Here is a 16,830-nt window from a genome sequence, read left to right on the forward strand (position 1 = left end):
AACCGGTGCAAAAGCCTAGGGCTTGCCGAGAGTCAGGGGGACGGTTCACGAAAGCGCACCGGTCGGCACCGGGAACGAAATGCGGATTTTCCGGTCAGCGAGATCTTGTGGTTTGTTCACAGATCCGTGGAGTGCGAATGCGGGGTGGCACCGATCAACTGGGTAGGTCGTAGTCGGATGCCCATGGCCCCGCCGTCCGTCTGGGAGAAGATGCCGTGATCAGCAAGCTGCTCGTCGCCAACCGTGGCGAGATCGCCGTCCGTGCCTTCCGGGCCGCCTACGAGCTCGGCATCGCCAGCGTGGCGGTGTACGCGTACGAGGACAGGTTCTCGCTGCACCGGCAGAAGGCCGACGAGGCGTACGAGATCGGCGAGCACGGCCATCCGGTGCGCGCCTACCTCGACGTGGACGGCATCGTCGAGACCGCGCTGCGGGTCGGCGCCGACGCGATCTACCCCGGCTACGGCTTCCTGTCGGAGAGCCCCGAGCTGGCCGAGGCGTGCGAGCGCAACGGCCTGACGTTCGTCGGCCCGCCCTCGGCGGCGCTCGCGCTGGCGGGCAACAAGATCGAGGCGGTCGCGGCGGCGCGGCGGGCCGGGCTGCCCGTGCTGCGCTCGGCGACGCCCGAGGAGGGCGCCGAGCTCGTGGCGGCCGACGAGGTCGGCTTCCCGCTCTTCGTCAAGGCCGCGGCGGGCGGCGGCGGGCGCGGGCTGCGCCGCGTCGACCGGCGCGAGGACCTCGAGGCGGCCGTCGACACCGCGCGGCGCGAGGCCGAGAGCGCGTTCGGCGACCCGACCGTGTTCCTGGAGCAGGCGGTCGACCGGCCCCGGCACATCGAGGTCCAGGTGCTCGCCGACGCCGACGGTCACACCGTTCACCTGCGCGAACGCGACTGCTCGGTGCAGCGCCGCCACCAGAAGGTGGTCGAGATCGCGCCGGCGCCGCGGCTCGCCCCCGAGATCGCCGAACGGCTGTGCGCGGACGCGGTGGCGTTCGCCCGCGAGATCGGCTACGTCAACGCGGGCACCGTGGAGTTCCTCCTCGACGACGCCGGCCGGCACGTCTTCATCGAGATGAACCCGCGCATCCAGGTCGAGCACACGGTGACCGAGGAGGTCACCGGCATCGACCTCGTGCAGAGCCAGCTGCGCATCGGGGGCGGCGAGAGCCTCGCCGACCTCGGCATCGCGCAGGAGGACGTGACGGTCTCCGGGTTCGCCGTGCAGTGCCGCATCACCACCGAGGACCCCGCCAACGGCTTCCGGCCCGACACCGGCAAGATCTCCGCCTACCGTTCGCCCGGCGGCGCCGGGGTGCGGCTCGACACCGGCACCACGCACGCGGGCGCGGTGGTCACGCCGCACTTCGACTCGCTGCTGGTGAAGCTGACCTGCCGCGGCCGGACGTTCGAGGACGCCGTGCGCAGGGCCCGCCGGGCCGTCGCCGAGTTCCGCATCCGCGGCGTCTCCTCCAACATCCCCTTCCTCCAGGCGCTGCTGGACGAGCCGGACTTCATCGCCGGCGGCGTCACCACGTCCTACATCGCCGACCACCCCGAGCTGCTGACCGCGCGGTCGAGCGGCGACCGCGCGACCCGGCTCGTCCGCTACCTCGCCGACGTCACGGTCAACAAGCCGCACGGCGAGGCGCCGACCGACCTCGACCCGGCGACCAAGCTGCCCGCGACCGACCTCGGCGCGCCGCTCGCCGAGGGTTCGCGCGACCGCCTGCTCGCCCTCGGGCCGCAGGCGTTCGCCCAGGCCCTGCGCGCGCAGAAGGCGCTGGCCGTCACCGACACCACGTTCCGCGACGCGCACCAGTCGCTGCTGGCCACCCGCGTCCGGACGTTCGACCTGCTCAACGCGGCGCCGCACCTCGCGCGCATGACGCCGCAGCTGCTCTCGCTCGAAGCGTGGGGCGGCGCCACCTACGACGTCGCGCTGCGCTTCCTGGGCGAGTCGCCGTGGGAGCGGCTGGCCCAGATCCGCGAGGCGGCGCCCAACCTGTGCATCCAGATGTTGCTGCGCGGCGCCAACACCGTCGGCTACACGCCCTACCCCGACTCGGTCGCGCGCGCGTTCGTCACCGAGGCCGCCAAGACGGGCGTCGACATCTTCCGGGTGTTCGACGCGCTCAACGACATCGAGCGCATGCGCCCGGCCATCGACGCCGTCCTCCAGACGCACGCCGTGGTCGAGGGCACGCTCTGCTACACCGGCGACCTGTCGGACCCGGCGGAGCCGCTCTACACGCTCGACTACTACCTGCGCCTGGCCGAGCAGCTCGTCGAGGCGGGCGTGCACGTGCTCTGCATCAAGGACATGGCGGGCCTGCTGCGCGCCCCCGCCGCCCGCACCCTGGTGACCGCCCTGCGCGAACGCTTCGACCTGCCCGTCCACCTGCACACCCACGACACCGCCGGCGGGCAGCTCGCCACCTACCTCGCCGCGGTCGAGGCCGGGGTGGACGCGGTCGACGGCGCCGCCGCGCCGCTGTCGGGCACCACCAGCCAGCCGCCGCTCCAGGCGATCGTGGCGCACACCGACTTCACCGAGCGCGCCACCGGCATCGACCTCGGCGCGCTGACCGCGATGGAGCCGTACTGGGAGGCCGTCCGCAAGGTCTACGCGCCGTTCGAGATGGGCCTGCCGTCGCCGACCGGCCGCGTCTACGAGCACGAGATCCCCGGCGGGCAGCTGTCCAACCTGCGCCAGCAGGCGGTGGCGCTCGGGCTCGGCGACCGGTTCGAGGAGATCGAACGGCTGTACGCGGCGGCCGACCGCATCCTCGGGCGGCTGGTCAAGGTCACCCCGTCCAGCAAGGTCGTCGGCGACCTCGCCCTGCACCTGGTCGCGGCGGGGGCCGACCCCGGCGACTTCGCCGCCAACCCCGAGCGCTACGACATCCCCGACAGCGTGATCGGGTTCCTGAACGGCGAGCTCGGCGACCCGCCCGGCGGCTGGCCGGAGCCGTTCCGCGGCGCGGCGCTCGCCGGCCGCCAGTTCACGCCGGCCCGCGGCGAGCTGACCGCCGCCGAGCAGAAGGCGCTGGCGGGCCCGGAGGTCCGCGAAACCCTCGACCAGCTGCTCTTCCCCGGCCCGGCGAAGGAGTACCGCGAGGCCCGCGCCGCGTACGGCGACCTGTCGTTGCTGCCGACCGGCGCGTTCCTCTACGGGCTGCGCACCGGCCAGGAGATCTCGTTCGACCTCGAACCCGGCGTGCGCGTGCTGGCCGTGCTGGAGGCGGTCGGCGAGATCGACGAGGCGGGCGTTCGGCAGGTCATCTGCACGGTGAACGGCCAGCTCCGCACGCTCTCGGTGCGCGACAAGTCGGTCGCCTCCGACGCCCCGCCGGTCGAGCGCGCCGACCCGAACGAGCCCGGCCACGTCGCGGCGCCGTTCGACGGCTCGGTGACGTTGCGGGTCGCCAGGGGCGACGAGGTGGCGGCCGGCGCCGTGGTCGCCACCATCGAGGCGATGAAGATGGAGGCCGCGATCACCGCGCCCGTCGCGGGGACGGTCGGGCGGCTGGCCGTCCCGGAGGTCACCCCGGTCCAGGCCGGTGACCTCCTGATCGTGATCACCTGAGGGCCTGGTCTTCCTTACCTGGAGGTGAGGCCGCCTAGGCTGCGGCACCAACCGGCGGAAGTTGGGCGCCTGGTGCGGGAATGCCCGTCCCGCACCGGGCGTTCGAAAGAACCGTTCGCCCAGTGGAAGGAAACGCCCTTGAGCGCAACCGCTCCGGCCATTCGCACTGCCCGCAACGCGACCATGCCTTCCTCGGGAGACCCGGTGAAGGACTACCTGAAGCAGATCGGGCGGACCCCGCTGCTGACCGCCGAGCAGGAAGTCGAACTGGGCGGGCGCATCGAGGCGGGCCGGCTCGCCGGCGAACGCCTCGGCGCCGAGGGCGGCGTCCTGGACCCGGCGGAGCGGGTCGCCCTGGAGCGCGCGGTCGCCGACGGCCACCTGGCCAAGGACCACATGGTCGAGGCCAACCTGCGGCTCGTCGTGTCGATCGCCAAGCGCTACTCGGGCGGCGGGCTGCCCCTGCTGGACCTGATCCAGGAGGGCACCATCGGCATGATGCGCGCCGTGGACAAGTTCGACCACCACCGCGGGCTCAAGTTCTCCACGTACGCCACGTGGTGGATCAAGCAGGCGGTCGGCCGCGCGCTCGCCGACCAGAGCCGCACCATCCGCATCCCGGCGCACGTCGTCGAGGTGCTCAACCGGGTGACCCGCGCGCAGCGCCAGATGCTCCAGGACCTGGGCCGCGAGCCCAGCTTCGAGGAGATCGCCGTCGCGGTCGAGCTGACCCCCGACAAGGTCGAGCAGGTGCTGAAGTACGGCCGCGAGCCGATCTCGCTGCACACGCCGTTCGGCGGCGACGGCGACGGCGAGCTCGGCGACCTCATCGAGGACGACGCGCCCGGCCCGGCCGACGCCATCGCCACCTCGATCCTGCGCACGCAACTGGACGCGGTGCTGGAGACCCTGACCGAACGGGAGGCGGGCGTCATCTCGATGCGGTTCGGGTTGAACGGCGGCGAGCCCAAGACCCTCGACGAGGTCGGCAAGGTCTACGGCGTGACGCGCGAGCGCATCCGCCAGATCGAGTCCAAGGGCATGCACAAGCTCCGCCACCCCTCGCGGACGAAAGTGCTGGTCGACCTGCTCTCCTGACGGCGCCCGGCGCCCGCCGCGACGGCGCCGCCGGGCGCCCTTTCGAATTGAAATTCAGGTGCGGTCGATGACTCGATCTTCGGGCTACGCTGTCGGCGGGCGCGGGATGGAGATCTTGGATGAGCTCATCGAAACCCCTGGACGGCGTCGCCCGCACGGCGCTCGGCGTCGCGCGCATGAGGGCGGCCGAGCACGTACGGCCCGACCGGCTCTTCGCCGACCCGTACGCGCAGGCGTTCGTCGAGGCGGTTCCCGAGTCGCCGCCCCAGCCTCCGCCGTCGCCCGGATCCCTGCCGGCGCTGATGGCGTTCCAGGCCGTGATCCGCACCCGCTTCTACGACGACTACCTGCTGGGCTCGTGCGCCGGCGGTGAACGCAGGCAGGTCGTCCTGCTGGCGGCCGGGCTGGACACGCGCGCCTACCGGCTGCGCTGGCCGGACGGCGTCCGGGTGTTCGAGGTCGACCTGCCCGAGGTGCTGGCGTTCAAGGACAGGGTGCTGGCCAGCGTGGCCGCCACGCCGGCCTGCGCGCGCTCAGCGTGCCCCGCCGACCTGCGGGAGGACTGGCCGCGCGGCCTCTTCGAGTCGGGGTTCACGACGTCCAGGCCCACGGTCTGGCTGCTGGAGGGCCTGCTCATCTACCTCACCGCGAACGAGGCCGCGGCGCTGCTCACCACGATCGGCGCGCTGTCGGCACCCGGCAGCCGCGTCTCGTCCGAGCGCGGCGACGGCGTCGACCGGCTGCGCGAGAGGGCCCGCGAGCTGCCGGCGCTCGCGCGGGCCGCCGAGCTGTGGAAGGGCGGCCTCGGCGACGACACGACCGGCTGGCTGGAACGCCACGACTGGCACACCGAGCAGCACGACCTCGGCGCGCTCGCCGAGTCGTACGGCAGGCCCGTCCCCGCCGGGACGCGCAGCGGCTTCGTCACCGCCACCTACCGGGCCTGACCGCGGTCGCTGCGGGCTCAGCGCGTTTCGGCGGGTCTCGGCGGGGCTCGGGCGGGGGCTCAGCGGGTGGTCGGGACGAGGTCGCCCGGGTCGGTGTTGGCGCCGCACAGGACCACCGCGGCACGTTCGCCCGCGGCCGGCTCGTAGGCGCCGGTGAGCAGCGCGGCGTAGGCGGCGGCGGTGCCGTGCTCGACGACCAGCCGGTGCTCGTCCCACAACCGCTGCCGCGCCGCGACGATCGCCGCGTCGGGCACCAGCACGGACGGCACGCCGGTGCGCGTCGCCACCGCGAAGGCGATCTCACCGATCCGGGGGGCGCCGAGCGAGTCCATGGCGACGCCGGACACCTCGACGTCCACCGGACGTCCGGCGGCCAGCGCCCGGTGCAGCGTGGGCGCGGTCTCGGGCTCGACGCCGACGACCCGCGCGCGGCCCTCGACGGCCGCCGCCACCCCCGCCATCAAGCCGCCGCCGCCGACGGCGATGAGGATCGTGTCGACGTCCCCGCCCGTCTGCTCCAGGAGCTCGAGGCCCAGCGTGCCCTGGCCCGCGCACACCTCGGGCTGGTCGTAGGGGTGGCAGAACAGCGCGCCGGTGTCGGCCGCGCGCTTGGTGGCCGCGTCGTAGGCCTCGGCGTAACGGTCGCCGATCTGCACGACGTCCGCGCCGAGGTCGCGCAGCCGGTCGACCTTGACCATGGGCGAGGTCATCGGCACGTACACCTCGGCGGGCACGCCCAGCTCGCGGGCCGCGAAGGCGAAGGCCAGCCCCGCGTTGCCGCCCGAGGCCGCGATCACTCCGCTCTCGGGCAGCCGCCCGTCCGCGGCGGCGGACAGGATGCGGTTGAACGCGCCGCGCGCCTTGAACGAGCCGGTGTGCTGGGTCTGCTCCAGCTTCAGCCACACCTCCGGTCCGTTCGCCGAGCCGTGCCGCATGACGGGGGTACGCCGGACGCGGTCGCCGATCCGCGCCGCCGCCCCCTCGACCTCGGAACGTGTGATCATGCAGGTCGCGCCTCTCAGCCGTCGGGGTGATCGCGACACCACCGTATGCGGTCGTGCCGCCGGGTTGGTCAGATCGGCTCGTCCGCCAGGTAGGGCGGGGCCGGCTCGTACTGGACGTACTTGCGCACGGCGCGTGCGTGCTCGCGGCCGTGCAGCCGCCCGACCAGCCACAACGCCATGTCGATCCCGGCCGAGACGCCCTGGCTGGTGACCAGCGGGCCGTCCACCACGTAACGGGCGTCGCGCACCACGGTGACATCGCCCTGGCCTTCGAGCTCGTCCTCGTAGGCCCAGTGCGTGGCCACCCGCCTGCCGCGCGCCGGGCCTGCCGCGCGCAGCAGGAACGCCCCGGTGCACACGCCCGTCACCCACCGCGCCCGCTCGGCGGTCTCGGCGATCCATCCGGTCACCGCCGGGTTGGACACCTGGTCCTCGCGCGCTCCCCGCCCGCCCGGAACGAGCAGCACGTCCAGCGGCGGGTGGTCGTCCAGCGTGTGGTCGGGCAGCACGCGCAGGCCCTTCGCGCAGCGGACGGGCTCCAGGCCCTCCGCGACGAGGAACGCGGTGTCGCCCTCGCCGCGGATCATCGCGGAGGCCGTGAAGATCTCCCACGGCCCGACGAAGTCCAGTTCCTCGGCGGCCTCGAAGACCAGCAGCCCGTAGGTCGTCATCGGTACTCCTCCAGGGATCCCATCGAACGGAAGCGGGCGCGGTAGTCGGACGGCGCCACACCGAGCCTGCGCTGGAACACCCGCCGCAGGGTCTCGCCGGTGCCGAAGCCGAGCCGCCGGGCCATCGCCTCGACCGGCTCGTCGCCCTCGGCGAGGGCCCGCCGAGCCGCCTCGACGCGGACCCGCTCGACGTAGGCGGCGGGCGGCACGCCGAGCTCGGCGGTGAAACGCCGTTGCAGGTGCCGCGGGCTCAGCCCGGCACGTTCGGCGAGGTCGCCGATGCCGTGCCGGGCGCCGGGGTCGGTGTTGATCGAGGCGACCGCGGCCCGCACCGGGTCGGTGGCCGGCTGCGCCGACCAGAGCGGCACGCTGAACTGCGACTGGCTGCCGGGACGGCGCAGGAACATCACCATCTCCTGGGCCACCGCGTGCGCGATGTCCCGGCCGTGGTCCTGCTCGACCAGGGCCAGGGCGAGGTCCATCCCGGCCGTCACCCCCGCCGAGGTCCACACCCGCCCGTCCCGGATGAAGATCGGGTCGCAGTCGACGACCAGCTCGGGGTGCTCGTCCAGGAGCTGGCGTTCGCGGCTCCAGTGGCTGGTGACGCGGTGGCCGGACAGCAGCCCGGCCGCCGCGAGCAGGAGGGTCCCGCTGCACACCGACGTCAGGCGCCGGCAGCCGGCCCCGGCGGCGGCGACCCAGCCGACGAGGTCCCGGTCGCCGCGGATCTCGTCCACCCCGAGCCCGCCGGTCACCACCAGCGTGTCGATGCCGTCCGGGTCGAGATCGCCGACGCCGTGCGAGGCGTACACCGGCAGGCCGCTCTGCCCGCGCACCGGCCCGGCGGCGGGCGCCGCCACCTGGAGGTCGTAGCCGCCGGTGAGCCGGTGCGCGTGCTGGAAGATGTCGTGCGGCCCGACGAGGTCCAGCGGGTGGAACCCCTCGTAGATCACGAACACGATGCGGCGGGTCATGCCTCCAGGCTGCCTTCCGCCTGGTCATGGCGTCAACGACACGTACCCCACAGTTCGCGCCACGCGTTTTTTACGCGGGGTCCTTGAACGAGCAGTCCGCCGGGTCGTCGGGCTGATCGAACTCGCCCTGCGGCACGGGCAGCGGGGCGTCCTTGACCGTGTAGCCGGTGATCGGCCTGCCGTACGGGCCGCGGCTGACCGGGCTGAACGGGGCGGGCCCGGCGCCCATGTGCTGGCACCGCCACTCGACGACGCCCCAGGAGAAGCCCATCCGGTCGTACTTGTGGCCGCGCGGCGACTGGTAGAAGGTCAGCGTTCCGCGGCGAGCGTTCGCCGGGACGTCGTCCTGGCGGATGCCGGAGACCACCGCGACCGGGCCGGTGGCCATCACGTAGTCGACCTTGATCGAGCCCCAGTGGTCCTTGGGCGGCTGCCCCGGCGCGTCCGGCGCGTAGTGGTTGAACCTGATCGTGCCGCGCGCCGCCCCGAAAACGATCTTGTTGTTCTCGATCTTCCAGGGGTTGCCGTGCGCGTCCACGATGAACCGGCGGTACGGGTACTCGGTGTCGCCCGGGAACGTCACCCAGGCGTCACCCGTGACGTGCGCCTCCTTGACCCCGCCCTGCGCCGTCGCCGTCGCCGTCGCCGCCGTCGTTCCGCCGGGCTGGGCCTGCGCCGCCGCGCCGCCCGCGCCCAGCGCGGTCGCCGTGATCGCCACCGCCATGCCCGCGAACGCCGTCCGTCGCCTGAGAGCCACTGTGAGCCTCCTCGTGAGAGACGGGCGGCCCTGGCGGCGCGCCCGCGCCTCACAGACTTCCGGCGCGGCGGCCGTGGGGCTTCCCCCGTACGGCCGAGGCGTCTAGCCCGCAGGTGTCGGTGTCCTTCCCCCGTCCGGGCCGGTGCGGAAGGTGAGGCGGTAGGCGCTGGGGGAGACCCCACGTGTCCACCGACCGGTGGACACGGCGTTCCACCGGTCGCCGCTGCCGCCGGAGACCCCCGGACGACCAGCATCGATGTCATGAAGAACCTCCCCGTACGCATGGCGCGCTGGAGCGCGCACCACCCCTGGCGCGCGATCGCCGCCTGGTTCCTCTTCGTCTTCGTGTGCCTGGGCCTGGGCATCGCCGTCGGCGGCAACGCCGCCCAGTCCGCGGACTACCGCGTCGGCGAGGCCGGCCGCGCCGAGGCGCTCCAGGAGCAGGGCGGCATGGAGCGCAGGCCCCTCGAACGAGTCCTGATCACGGCGCCCGGCACGGCGGACCACGCCCGTACCTCGGCCGCCGCGCGGGACGTCACCGGCCGGATGAGGGCACTGCCCGAGGTCGCGTCCGTGGCACCGCCCGTGAGGTCGGCCGACGGCCGGTCGGTCCGGGTCGACGTCACCATGAAGGGCACCGAGCAGGACGGCAAGAAGTACGTCGAGCCGCTCCTCGCCCAGACCGCCGAAGTCCAGAAGGCCCACCCGGATCTGAGGATCGACGAGTCCGGCGGCCCCTCCATCAGCAGGGACGTCCAGGGGCAGCGCGGCGAGGACCTGTCCCGCACCGAGATGATCGCGCTGCCGGTCACGCTGATCGTCCTGGCGCTGGTCTTCCGCTCGATCCTGATGGCGATCGTGCCGGTCGTCCTGGCGATCACCTCGATCATGTCGGCCGTCGGCCTGTCGATGCTCGCCTCGCACGTGTTCCCGGACGCGGGCGTCGGGATGAACGTCATCCTGCTGATCGGCATGGCGGTCGGCGTCGACTACACGCTCTTCTACCTCAAGCGCGAACGTGAGGAACGGGCGAGATCACACGGCCGGCTCGGCTCCGCCGCGATCGTGGAACTGGCCGCCGCCACCTCCGGCCGCGCGGTCGTCGTCTCCGGCCTGGCCGTCGCCGTCTCCAGCGCCACCCTCTACCTCGCCGACGACGTCATCTTCGACTCGCTCGCGACCGGCGCCATCGTCGTCACCCTGGCGGCCGTCGTCAGCTCGCTGACGATCCTGCCCGCGCTCCTCGCCAAGTTCGGCCACCTCGCCGGCCGCCGCGCCCGCGAGCGCAAGCCCGAGGCCATGTCCGAGGCCATGCCCAAGGAGCCGCGCACCGGCCGTGTCGCCACCGCCGTGACCAGGCACCCGGTCCTGACCCTCGCCGCGGGAACGGCGGCCATGCTCGCCCTCTGCGCGCCGCTGCTCGGCCTCAACCTGACCGACGTGGGCCGCGAGACCTACTCCCGCGAGCTCCCCGCCATGCAGGCCTACGACCGGGTGAACGCCGCGTTCCCGGAGCTCAGGGCCATGAACCAGATCGTCGTGAAGGCCGCCCCGGAACGTTCGGCCGAGGTGACCGCCGCCCTGAACGACCTGGCCGCCCGCACCACGAACGACCCGCTGTTCGCCGGCACCCCCCAGCTGCGCACCTCGCCCGACCACCGCGTCACCATGCTGGAACTCGGCGTCCCGCACGTCGTCAGCACCCAGGCCGCACGCGACTCGCTCACCAAGATCCGCGAGATCCACCTGCCCGCGACCGTCGACCGCCTGGGCGTCCAGGCCGAGGTCACCGGTGAGGTGGCCCGCTACGTCGACTACCCCGACCACCAGAAGAACACGATGCCGATGATCTTCGGCGCCCTGCTCCTGGCCACCTTCCTCCTCACCCTCCTCGCGTTCCGCTCCGTCGTCCTCGGCCTGCTGGGCGCCGCGCTCAACCTGGTCTCGGCCGGGGCGGCCCTGGGCGTCCTCACCCTGGTCTTCCAGGGCACCTGGGCCGAGGGACTGCTCGGCTTCACCTCGATGGGCTCGATCGGCTCCCGCGTCCCGCTGTTCCTCTTCGTGATCCTCTTCGGGCTCTCGATGGACTACCAGGTCTTCGTCCTCAGCCGGATCCGCGAGGCCGTCCAGAACGGCGCCCCGACCCGCACCGCCGTCACCGACGGCCTGCGCCGCTCCGCCGGCGTCGTCACCGGCGCCGCCCTGGTCATGGTCACGGTGTTCGCGAGCTTCGTCCCGCTGCACCTGATCGAGATGAAGCAGTTCGGCTTCAGCCTGGCGGTCGCCGTCCTGCTGGACGCGTTCGTCGTCCGGCTGCTGATCCTGCCCGCCGCCCTGCTCCTGCTGAACGACCGGACCTGGTGGCCGGTGCGCCCGAAGCCGCAGGTCACCACCCACGATTCCCGATCACTGCAGAACGTAGGCTGATCACCATGCGGCCCCCCGACGACCAGTACTGGATCCTCCGCTGGAACGACATCTCCTGGATGCTCCTCGGCGTCACGCCCACGTTCATCGCGGGCCTGAGCGACGAAGGCGCGATCCGGTACTGGTCGCTCGGGCTCCCTCTCGCGCTGGCCGCCGCCTACGCCCTCCTGGCCCCGCGCCACCGCACCACGTTCCTCGGCGTCCTCATCCTCGGCCTGGGCGCCCTGTCGTACGTCCGCACGGGCGGGGCGGCCCTCTTCATCGTCTCGATCCCGCACTTCTGGATCCTGACCGGCAACCCCCGTCGCGCGATCGCCCTCAGCGGCGCCGCCGCCGTCGCCACCGCCGCCGGCGGCGTCCTCCGCAACGGCGATCCCCTCACCGGCAACGCCGTCGTCACGCTCCTGGCCTACGCGGCCAGCATCGTCCTCGGACTCGCCATGGTCAGGCTGCTCCGGCGCAGCGAAGCCCGCGCCGACCACCTCAGCCAGGCCCTCGAACAGACCCAGCAGGAGCTCGCCGAGGCCCACCAGCGCCAGGGCGCCGCCCTGGAACGCGAACGCCTCGCCCGCGAGATCCACGACACCCTCGCCCAGGGCTTCGCGTCCATCGTCGTCCTGGCCGAGGCCGCCCGTTCCGAGGCCGACCCCACCCACCGGCTGGACTCCATCGAACGCACCGCCCGCGACAACCTGGCCGAGGCGCGCGCCCTCGTCGGCGGCGCCCAGCCCGCCACCGGCACGATCGCCCGGACGCTCCGCCGCACCCTCGACCGCTTCGCCCAGGACACCGCGCTGTCCGTCGACGCCGACCTGCCCGACCTCGACTGCGACCAGCAGACCCGCGTCGCCCTCCTGCGCTGCACCCAGGAGTCGCTGGCCAACGTCCGCAAGCACGCGCACGCCACCACGGTCACCGTCGTCCTGGCCCGCGCCCCGCACGGCATCGAGCTCGAGATCACCGACGACGGCCGCGGCTTCGACCCGGCGACCGCCCAGGGCTTCGGCCTGAACGGCATGCGCGAGCGCCTGGCCGAACGCGGCGGCGACCTGACCATCACCAGCGCGCTCGGCGAGGGCACCCGCATCCTCGCCCTCATCCCGGACGGTGCCCCGTGACCCGAGTGATCCTGGCCGACGACCACACCGTCATGCGTTCGGGCCTGGCCGCCCTGCTCTCCGCCGATCCCGGCATCACCGTCGTCGGCGAGGCGGACAACGGCCGCGACGCCATCGCCCTCACGGAACGCCTCAGCCCGGACGTGGCCCTCCTCGACCTCCGCATGCCCGTCCTCGACGGCGTGGCGGCCACCACCGAGATCGTGAAGACCGGCACCCGCGTGCTGATCCTCACCACCTACGACACCGACACCGACATCGAACGCGCCGTCGAGGCCGGCGCGGTCGGCTACCTGCTCAAGGACGCCACCCGCGAGCAGCTCGTCGACGCCATCCACGCCGCCGCCCGGGGCGAGACCGTCCTGGCGCCCCGCGTCGCCCAGAAGCTCGTGGCCCGCATGCGCCGCCCGCCCACGACCCTCAGCCCCCGCGAGCTCGACGTCCTGGGGGCCGTGGCCGACGGCCTCTCCAACCCCGAGATCGCCAAGCGCCTCTTCATCGGCGAGGCCACGGTGAAGACCCACCTTCTCCGCATCTTCGCCAAGCTCGACGTCAGCGACCGCACCCACGCCGTGGTCGTGGCCATGGACCGGGACCTCCTGCCCCGCCCCTGATCCGTGCCGGCCTCATCCGGTGCCGGCGATCTGGGTGACGATGAAGTCGAGCCGCTCCTCCTGCAAGCCTGGGGGGATGCGGCCGCTGTCCGCCAGGACGGCCATGCCGTGCAACGCGCTCCAGGTGACCTCGGCGAACAGCTCGCGCCGTTCGTTGTCCGGGCTGAAGCAGGCGACGAACTCGTCGAAGCAGGCCCGCAGCGGGGGCGGCGTCTCGGCGCTCGCGAACTTCAGGTCGGTGGGCAGGACGAACATGGCCTGGTAGAGGGCGGGCCGCTCGGTCGCGAACTCCAGGTAGGCGCGGCAGACGGCGCGCAGAGCCTGCGCGGGCTCGGGGGCGGCCTGCCGCGCGCGGTGCAGGGAGGCGGCGAGTTCGACGAACCCGTCCAGGGCGACGGCGGCCACGATGGCGTCCTTGCCGTCGAAATGGCTGTAGAGCACCGGCTGGCTGTACTCGACCCGTTCGGCCAGCCGCCGTGTCGTCACCGCCTCCCAGCCCTCGGCCTCCGCGAGTTCGCGCGCGGCCGTGATGATCAGCTGATGACGGTGGGCGCGTTCACGTTCGCGGCGCTCGCTGATGGCGGACATGACCCCATCATAGCAACGCTAGACATCCTGTCGCAGATAGATCTTCGCGTGACCGCTGGGGATCACCCGGGGTCGCGAACCGGCGGGCCACCGCTTTGTGACAAAACGCGGCCGCTCGCACTCACCGGATTGACAAGCGCGCGAACGCGCACGAGACGTCGCTTCCCCGATTGTCAGTCGGGTGCGAAATATTCACCCCAAATGACGTCTCCGGCATAAAGAGAACGGCGCGGGTCTGACCGTACGGTCATGGCCACTGGGCTGGACCGATCACCGCGACGGCTCACCCCCCGCAACCGATCGTCTGTCGAAGGAGCCCACATGACAGCGGGCGTCGCCGAGCTCGGCAATAAAGCGCCACTCCCGGACATCTCGCCCAAGCCCGTCCCGCTGGTGGAACGCATCAGCGTCGTTTTCTTCGTGGTCGGCCCGGTCGTCGCCGTCGCCGCCGCGGTGCCCTTCTTCTGGGGCTGGGGAATCGGCTGGACGGACGTGGCGATCTTCCTGGTGCTCTATCCGTTCAACGCTCTCGGGATCACCGTCGGGTACCACCGCCTTTTCACGCACAAGTCGTTCAAGGCCAAGCGCTGGTTGCGGATCGTGCTGGCGTTCCTGGGCGGCCAGGCCTGGCAGGGCTCGGTCGTCTTCTGGGTCGCCGACCACCGGCGGCACCACAAGTACGCCGACATGGAGGGCGACCCGCATTCCCCGTGGGCGTTCGGGCCCGGCGTGTGGGGGCTGACCAAGGGGCTCTTCCACGCCCACATGGGCTGGCTGTTCCGCAAGCGCCGGACCTCGCGCAGCAAGTACGCGCCCGACCTGCTCGCCGACCCGGACCTGAGGTTCATGGGCCGCAACGACGTGTACGTGCTGATCGCCGCCTCGACGGTACTGATCCCGATGGGGCTCGGCGCGCTGCTGACGTGGTCGTGGCACGGCGCGGTGACGGCGTTCTTCTGGGCCGGTCTGCTGCGCGTCTTCGCCGGCGACCACATCACGTTCTCGATCAACTCCATCTGCCACGTCTTCGGCAAGGAGCACTTCCAGACCCGCGACCGCTCCCGCAACGTCTGGTGGCTCGCCATCCCGTCGTTCGGCGAGTCCTGGCACAACCTCCACCACGCCGACCCCACCTCCGCGCGGCACGGCGTCCTGAAGGGCCAGATCGACATCAGCGCCCGGGTGATCTGGCTGTTCGAGAAGTTCGGCTGGGCCTGGGACGTCCGCTGGCCGGACGAAGAGCGCCTGGCAGCCAAGAGGATCCCCTGAGGAGGAAAGTGTGAAGGAGCTCGACCGGACCCCGCTCATCGAACGACTGGGCCGCTGGGCCGACAAGTACCCGGACGACCGCGCCTACACGTTCGTCGACTACGCCGTGGACGTCGACGGCGTGGAGATCGAGATGACGTGGGGCGAGCTCGACCGCAGGGCGCGCGCGGTCGCCGCGACGATCCGCCGCACGGTCGAGCCGGGCGAGCGGGTCGCGATCCTGGCCCCGCAGAACCTCAACTACGTCGTCGCGCTGCTCGGCGCGATGTACGCGCGGGTCATCGGGGTGCCGCTGTTCTCGCCCGACCTGCCCGGCCACGCCGAGCGGCTTCTGGCGGTGGCCCGCGACTCGGGCCCGACCGGCGTGCTGACGACGAACGAGGCGCTGCCGCACGTGACGGCGTTCTTCGAGCAGCACCCGGACCTGCGGCCGCGCGAGACGATCCTGGTCGACGAGGTCGAGGACGGGCTGGAGTGGACGCCCGAGCCGATCGACCCGGACGACATCGCGTACCTGCAGTACACCTCCGGCTCGACCCGCACGCCCGCCGGCGTCATCGTCACGCACGGCAACCTGGCCGTGAACGCCGAGCAGTGCTGGGGCACCTTCGACGGCGTGCCGCGCCGCTCGTCGGGCGCCACCTGGCTGCCGCTGTTCCACGACATGGGGCTGGTGACGGCGGTCGGCCTGCCGCTGGCGTACGCGAGCCCCGCCCACCTCATGGACCCGGTCGCGTTCATCATGCGGCCGGCGCGGTGGCTGGAGCTGCTCTCCCAGCTGGAGGAAGGCTTCACCTGCTCGCCGAACTTCGCCTACGAGTACCTCACCGCGCAGGTCACCGCGGAGGAGAAGGCCAAGATCGACCTCAGCGGCGTGCAGGTCTTCATGAACGGCGCCGAGCCGATCCGGCCGCACACGCTGGAAGGCTTCCTGGAGGCGTTCCGCGAGTGCGGGCTGCGGCCCGAGGTGCAGGTCCCGGCGTACGGGCTGGCCGAGGCGACGGTGTACGTCGCGTCCTCCTCGCGCTACGAGCCGCCGGTGCTGACGAGCTTCGACCGCGACAAGTTGTCGGCGGGCGAGGCCGTGGTGGTGCCGGCCGACGCCGAGCGCGCCGCCGTGCACGTCGGCTGCGGGCAGCCGTACGGGCAGGAGGTCCTCGTCGTCGACCCGCGGACCGGCGTCGCCAACCGCGACGGGCTGGTCGGCGAGATCTGGATCCACGGGCCGAACGTGACGGCCGGCTACTGGGGGCGCCCCGAGGCGACCGCCGAGACGTTCGGCGCCCGGCTCGCCGAGCCGGTCGAGGGCGTGCCGGACGGGCCGTGGCTGCGCACCGGCGACCTCGGCGTCATGCACGACGGCCAGCTGTACGTGACGGGCCGGATCAAGGACCTGGTGATCGTCGACGGCCGCAACCACTACCCGCAGGACATCGAGTACACGGCGTACACCGCCGACGAGGCGATCCGCAACGAGTACGTGGCGGCGTTCTCGGTCGACACCGGCGAGGGCGAGGCCCTGGTCGTCGTGGCGGAGCGCAACCGGCGCGTGCCGATCCGGCGGCTCGACATTGAGGCCGTCGAACGGGCCGTGCGCGCCGCCGTCAAGAACGGCCACGACGTGCGGGTGCACGACTTCGTGCTGATCGAGACGGGCACGCTGCCCCGGACCACCAGCGCCAAGATCGCCCGCGCGGCCTGCCGCAAGGCCTACCTGGACGGCACCCTTCAGGTGACCGTCGTTCCCACCGAGTAGGCGGGGATTCCCGCTGCCGC

The 16,830-nt window shown here is 72.5% G+C and carries 12 protein-coding genes and 1 pseudogene; 8 read left to right on the forward strand and 5 right to left on the reverse strand.

All coding sequences use genetic code 11. The annotated features are described in order from the left end of the window. Positions 1 to 215 precede the first annotated feature (215 nt). From ABZ810_RS35105 to ABZ810_RS35115, 3 genes and pseudogenes are all read left to right on the forward strand, one after another. A complete protein-coding gene (locus ABZ810_RS35105) occupies positions 216 to 3,587 on the forward strand; it encodes a pyruvate carboxylase (protein WP_358410630.1) in 3,372 nt (1,123 codons plus the stop codon). 189 nt (positions 3,588 to 3,776) lie between these two features. Beyond that, positions 3,777 to 4,685 (forward strand): annotated as a pseudogene (locus ABZ810_RS35110) (RNA polymerase sigma factor); the annotation flags it as partial. Positions 4,686 to 4,804: 119 nt separating this feature from the next. After that, positions 4,805 to 5,632: an SAM-dependent methyltransferase gene (locus ABZ810_RS35115; RefSeq protein WP_358410632.1), complete on the forward strand. Its 828-nt coding sequence runs from the start codon at positions 4,805 to 4,807 to the stop codon at positions 5,630 to 5,632. Between the two features lie 59 nt (positions 5,633 to 5,691). Here ABZ810_RS35115 and ABZ810_RS35120 read toward each other — a convergent pair whose 3' ends face one another. From ABZ810_RS35120 to ABZ810_RS35135, 4 genes are all read right to left on the reverse strand, one after another. Then, the gene (locus ABZ810_RS35120) at positions 5,692 to 6,636 is read right to left on the reverse strand and encodes a threonine/serine dehydratase (RefSeq protein WP_358410634.1); all 945 of its coding nucleotides are present in this window, start codon (positions 6,634 to 6,636) and stop codon (positions 5,692 to 5,694) included. A gap of 68 nt (positions 6,637 to 6,704) precedes the next feature. Further along, entirely contained in the window at positions 6,705 to 7,307 is a 603-nt protein-coding gene (locus tag ABZ810_RS35125; RefSeq protein WP_358410636.1) for a DJ-1/PfpI family protein, read from the reverse strand. After that, entirely contained in the window at positions 7,304 to 8,281 is a 978-nt protein-coding gene (locus tag ABZ810_RS35130; protein WP_358410638.1) for a DJ-1/PfpI family protein, read from the reverse strand. The genes ABZ810_RS35125 and ABZ810_RS35130 overlap by 4 nt, the downstream gene beginning before the upstream one ends. A 70-nt stretch (positions 8,282 to 8,351) precedes the next feature. Further along, a complete protein-coding gene (locus ABZ810_RS35135; RefSeq protein ID WP_358410640.1) occupies positions 8,352 to 9,038 on the reverse strand; it encodes a hypothetical protein in 687 nt (228 codons plus the stop codon). Positions 9,039 to 9,299: 261 nt separating this feature from the next. Between ABZ810_RS35135 and ABZ810_RS35140 the strand changes: the two genes are divergently transcribed. Genes ABZ810_RS35140 through ABZ810_RS35150 form a run of 3 tightly spaced genes read left to right on the forward strand, consistent with a single transcriptional unit; the run spans position 9,300 to position 13,197 of the window. Beyond that, a complete protein-coding gene (locus ABZ810_RS35140) occupies positions 9,300 to 11,465 on the forward strand; it encodes an MMPL family transporter (protein WP_358410642.1) in 2,166 nt (721 codons plus the stop codon). 5 nt (positions 11,466 to 11,470) lie between these two features. Continuing rightward, positions 11,471 to 12,583, forward strand: coding sequence for a sensor histidine kinase (locus ABZ810_RS35145; protein ID WP_358410643.1), 1,113 nt, complete (start codon positions 11,471 to 11,473; stop codon positions 12,581 to 12,583). Beyond that, complete coding sequence (locus ABZ810_RS35150) at positions 12,580 to 13,197, forward strand: response regulator transcription factor (RefSeq protein WP_358410644.1); 618 nt, start codon at positions 12,580 to 12,582, stop codon at positions 13,195 to 13,197. Before ABZ810_RS35145 ends, ABZ810_RS35150 begins: the two co-directional genes overlap by 4 nt. 12 nt (positions 13,198 to 13,209) lie before the next feature. Here the strand turns inward: ABZ810_RS35150 and ABZ810_RS35155 are convergent, their stop codons facing one another. Beyond that, positions 13,210 to 13,785, reverse strand: coding sequence for a TetR/AcrR family transcriptional regulator (locus tag ABZ810_RS35155; RefSeq protein WP_358410646.1), 576 nt, complete (start codon positions 13,783 to 13,785; stop codon positions 13,210 to 13,212). A gap of 321 nt (positions 13,786 to 14,106) precedes the next feature. Between ABZ810_RS35155 and ABZ810_RS35160 the strand changes: the two genes are divergently transcribed. Further along, on the forward strand, positions 14,107 to 15,054 hold the full coding sequence (locus ABZ810_RS35160; protein ID WP_358410648.1) for an acyl-CoA desaturase: 948 nt from the start codon (positions 14,107 to 14,109) through the stop codon (positions 15,052 to 15,054). 10 nt (positions 15,055 to 15,064) lie between these two features. Next, complete coding sequence (locus ABZ810_RS35165; protein ID WP_358410650.1) at positions 15,065 to 16,810, forward strand: fatty acyl-AMP ligase; 1,746 nt, start codon at positions 15,065 to 15,067, stop codon at positions 16,808 to 16,810. Positions 16,811 to 16,830: the final 20 nt, after the last annotated feature.

This window comes from Spirillospora sp. NPDC047279 (genome assembly GCF_040643285.1).
Lineage (GTDB): Bacteria > Actinomycetota > Actinomycetes > Streptosporangiales > Streptosporangiaceae > Spirillospora.

What these genes read in the sequence shown, in the direction of transcription:
- ABZ810_RS35145 (WP_358410643.1), top strand. Translation starts at nt 11,471, where the DNA reads ATGCGGCCCCCCGACGACCAGTACTGGATCCTCCGCTGGAACGACATC.
- ABZ810_RS35115 (WP_358410632.1), top strand. Translation starts at nt 4,805, where the DNA reads ATGAGCTCATCGAAACCCCTGGACGGCGTCGCCCGCACGGCGCTCGGC.
- ABZ810_RS35155 (WP_358410646.1), bottom strand. Translation starts at nt 13,785, where the DNA reads ATGTCCGCCATCAGCGAGCGCCGCGAACGTGAACGCGCCCACCGTCAT.
- ABZ810_RS35120 (WP_358410634.1), bottom strand. Translation starts at nt 6,636, where the DNA reads ATGATCACACGTTCCGAGGTCGAGGGGGCGGCGGCGCGGATCGGCGAC.
- ABZ810_RS35130 (WP_358410638.1), bottom strand. Translation starts at nt 8,281, where the DNA reads ATGACCCGCCGCATCGTGTTCGTGATCTACGAGGGGTTCCACCCGCTG.
- ABZ810_RS35140 (WP_358410642.1), top strand. Translation starts at nt 9,300, where the DNA reads ATGAAGAACCTCCCCGTACGCATGGCGCGCTGGAGCGCGCACCACCCC.
- ABZ810_RS35160 (WP_358410648.1), top strand. Translation starts at nt 14,107, where the DNA reads ATGACAGCGGGCGTCGCCGAGCTCGGCAATAAAGCGCCACTCCCGGAC.
- ABZ810_RS35125 (WP_358410636.1), bottom strand. Translation starts at nt 7,307, where the DNA reads ATGACGACCTACGGGCTGCTGGTCTTCGAGGCCGCCGAGGAACTGGAC.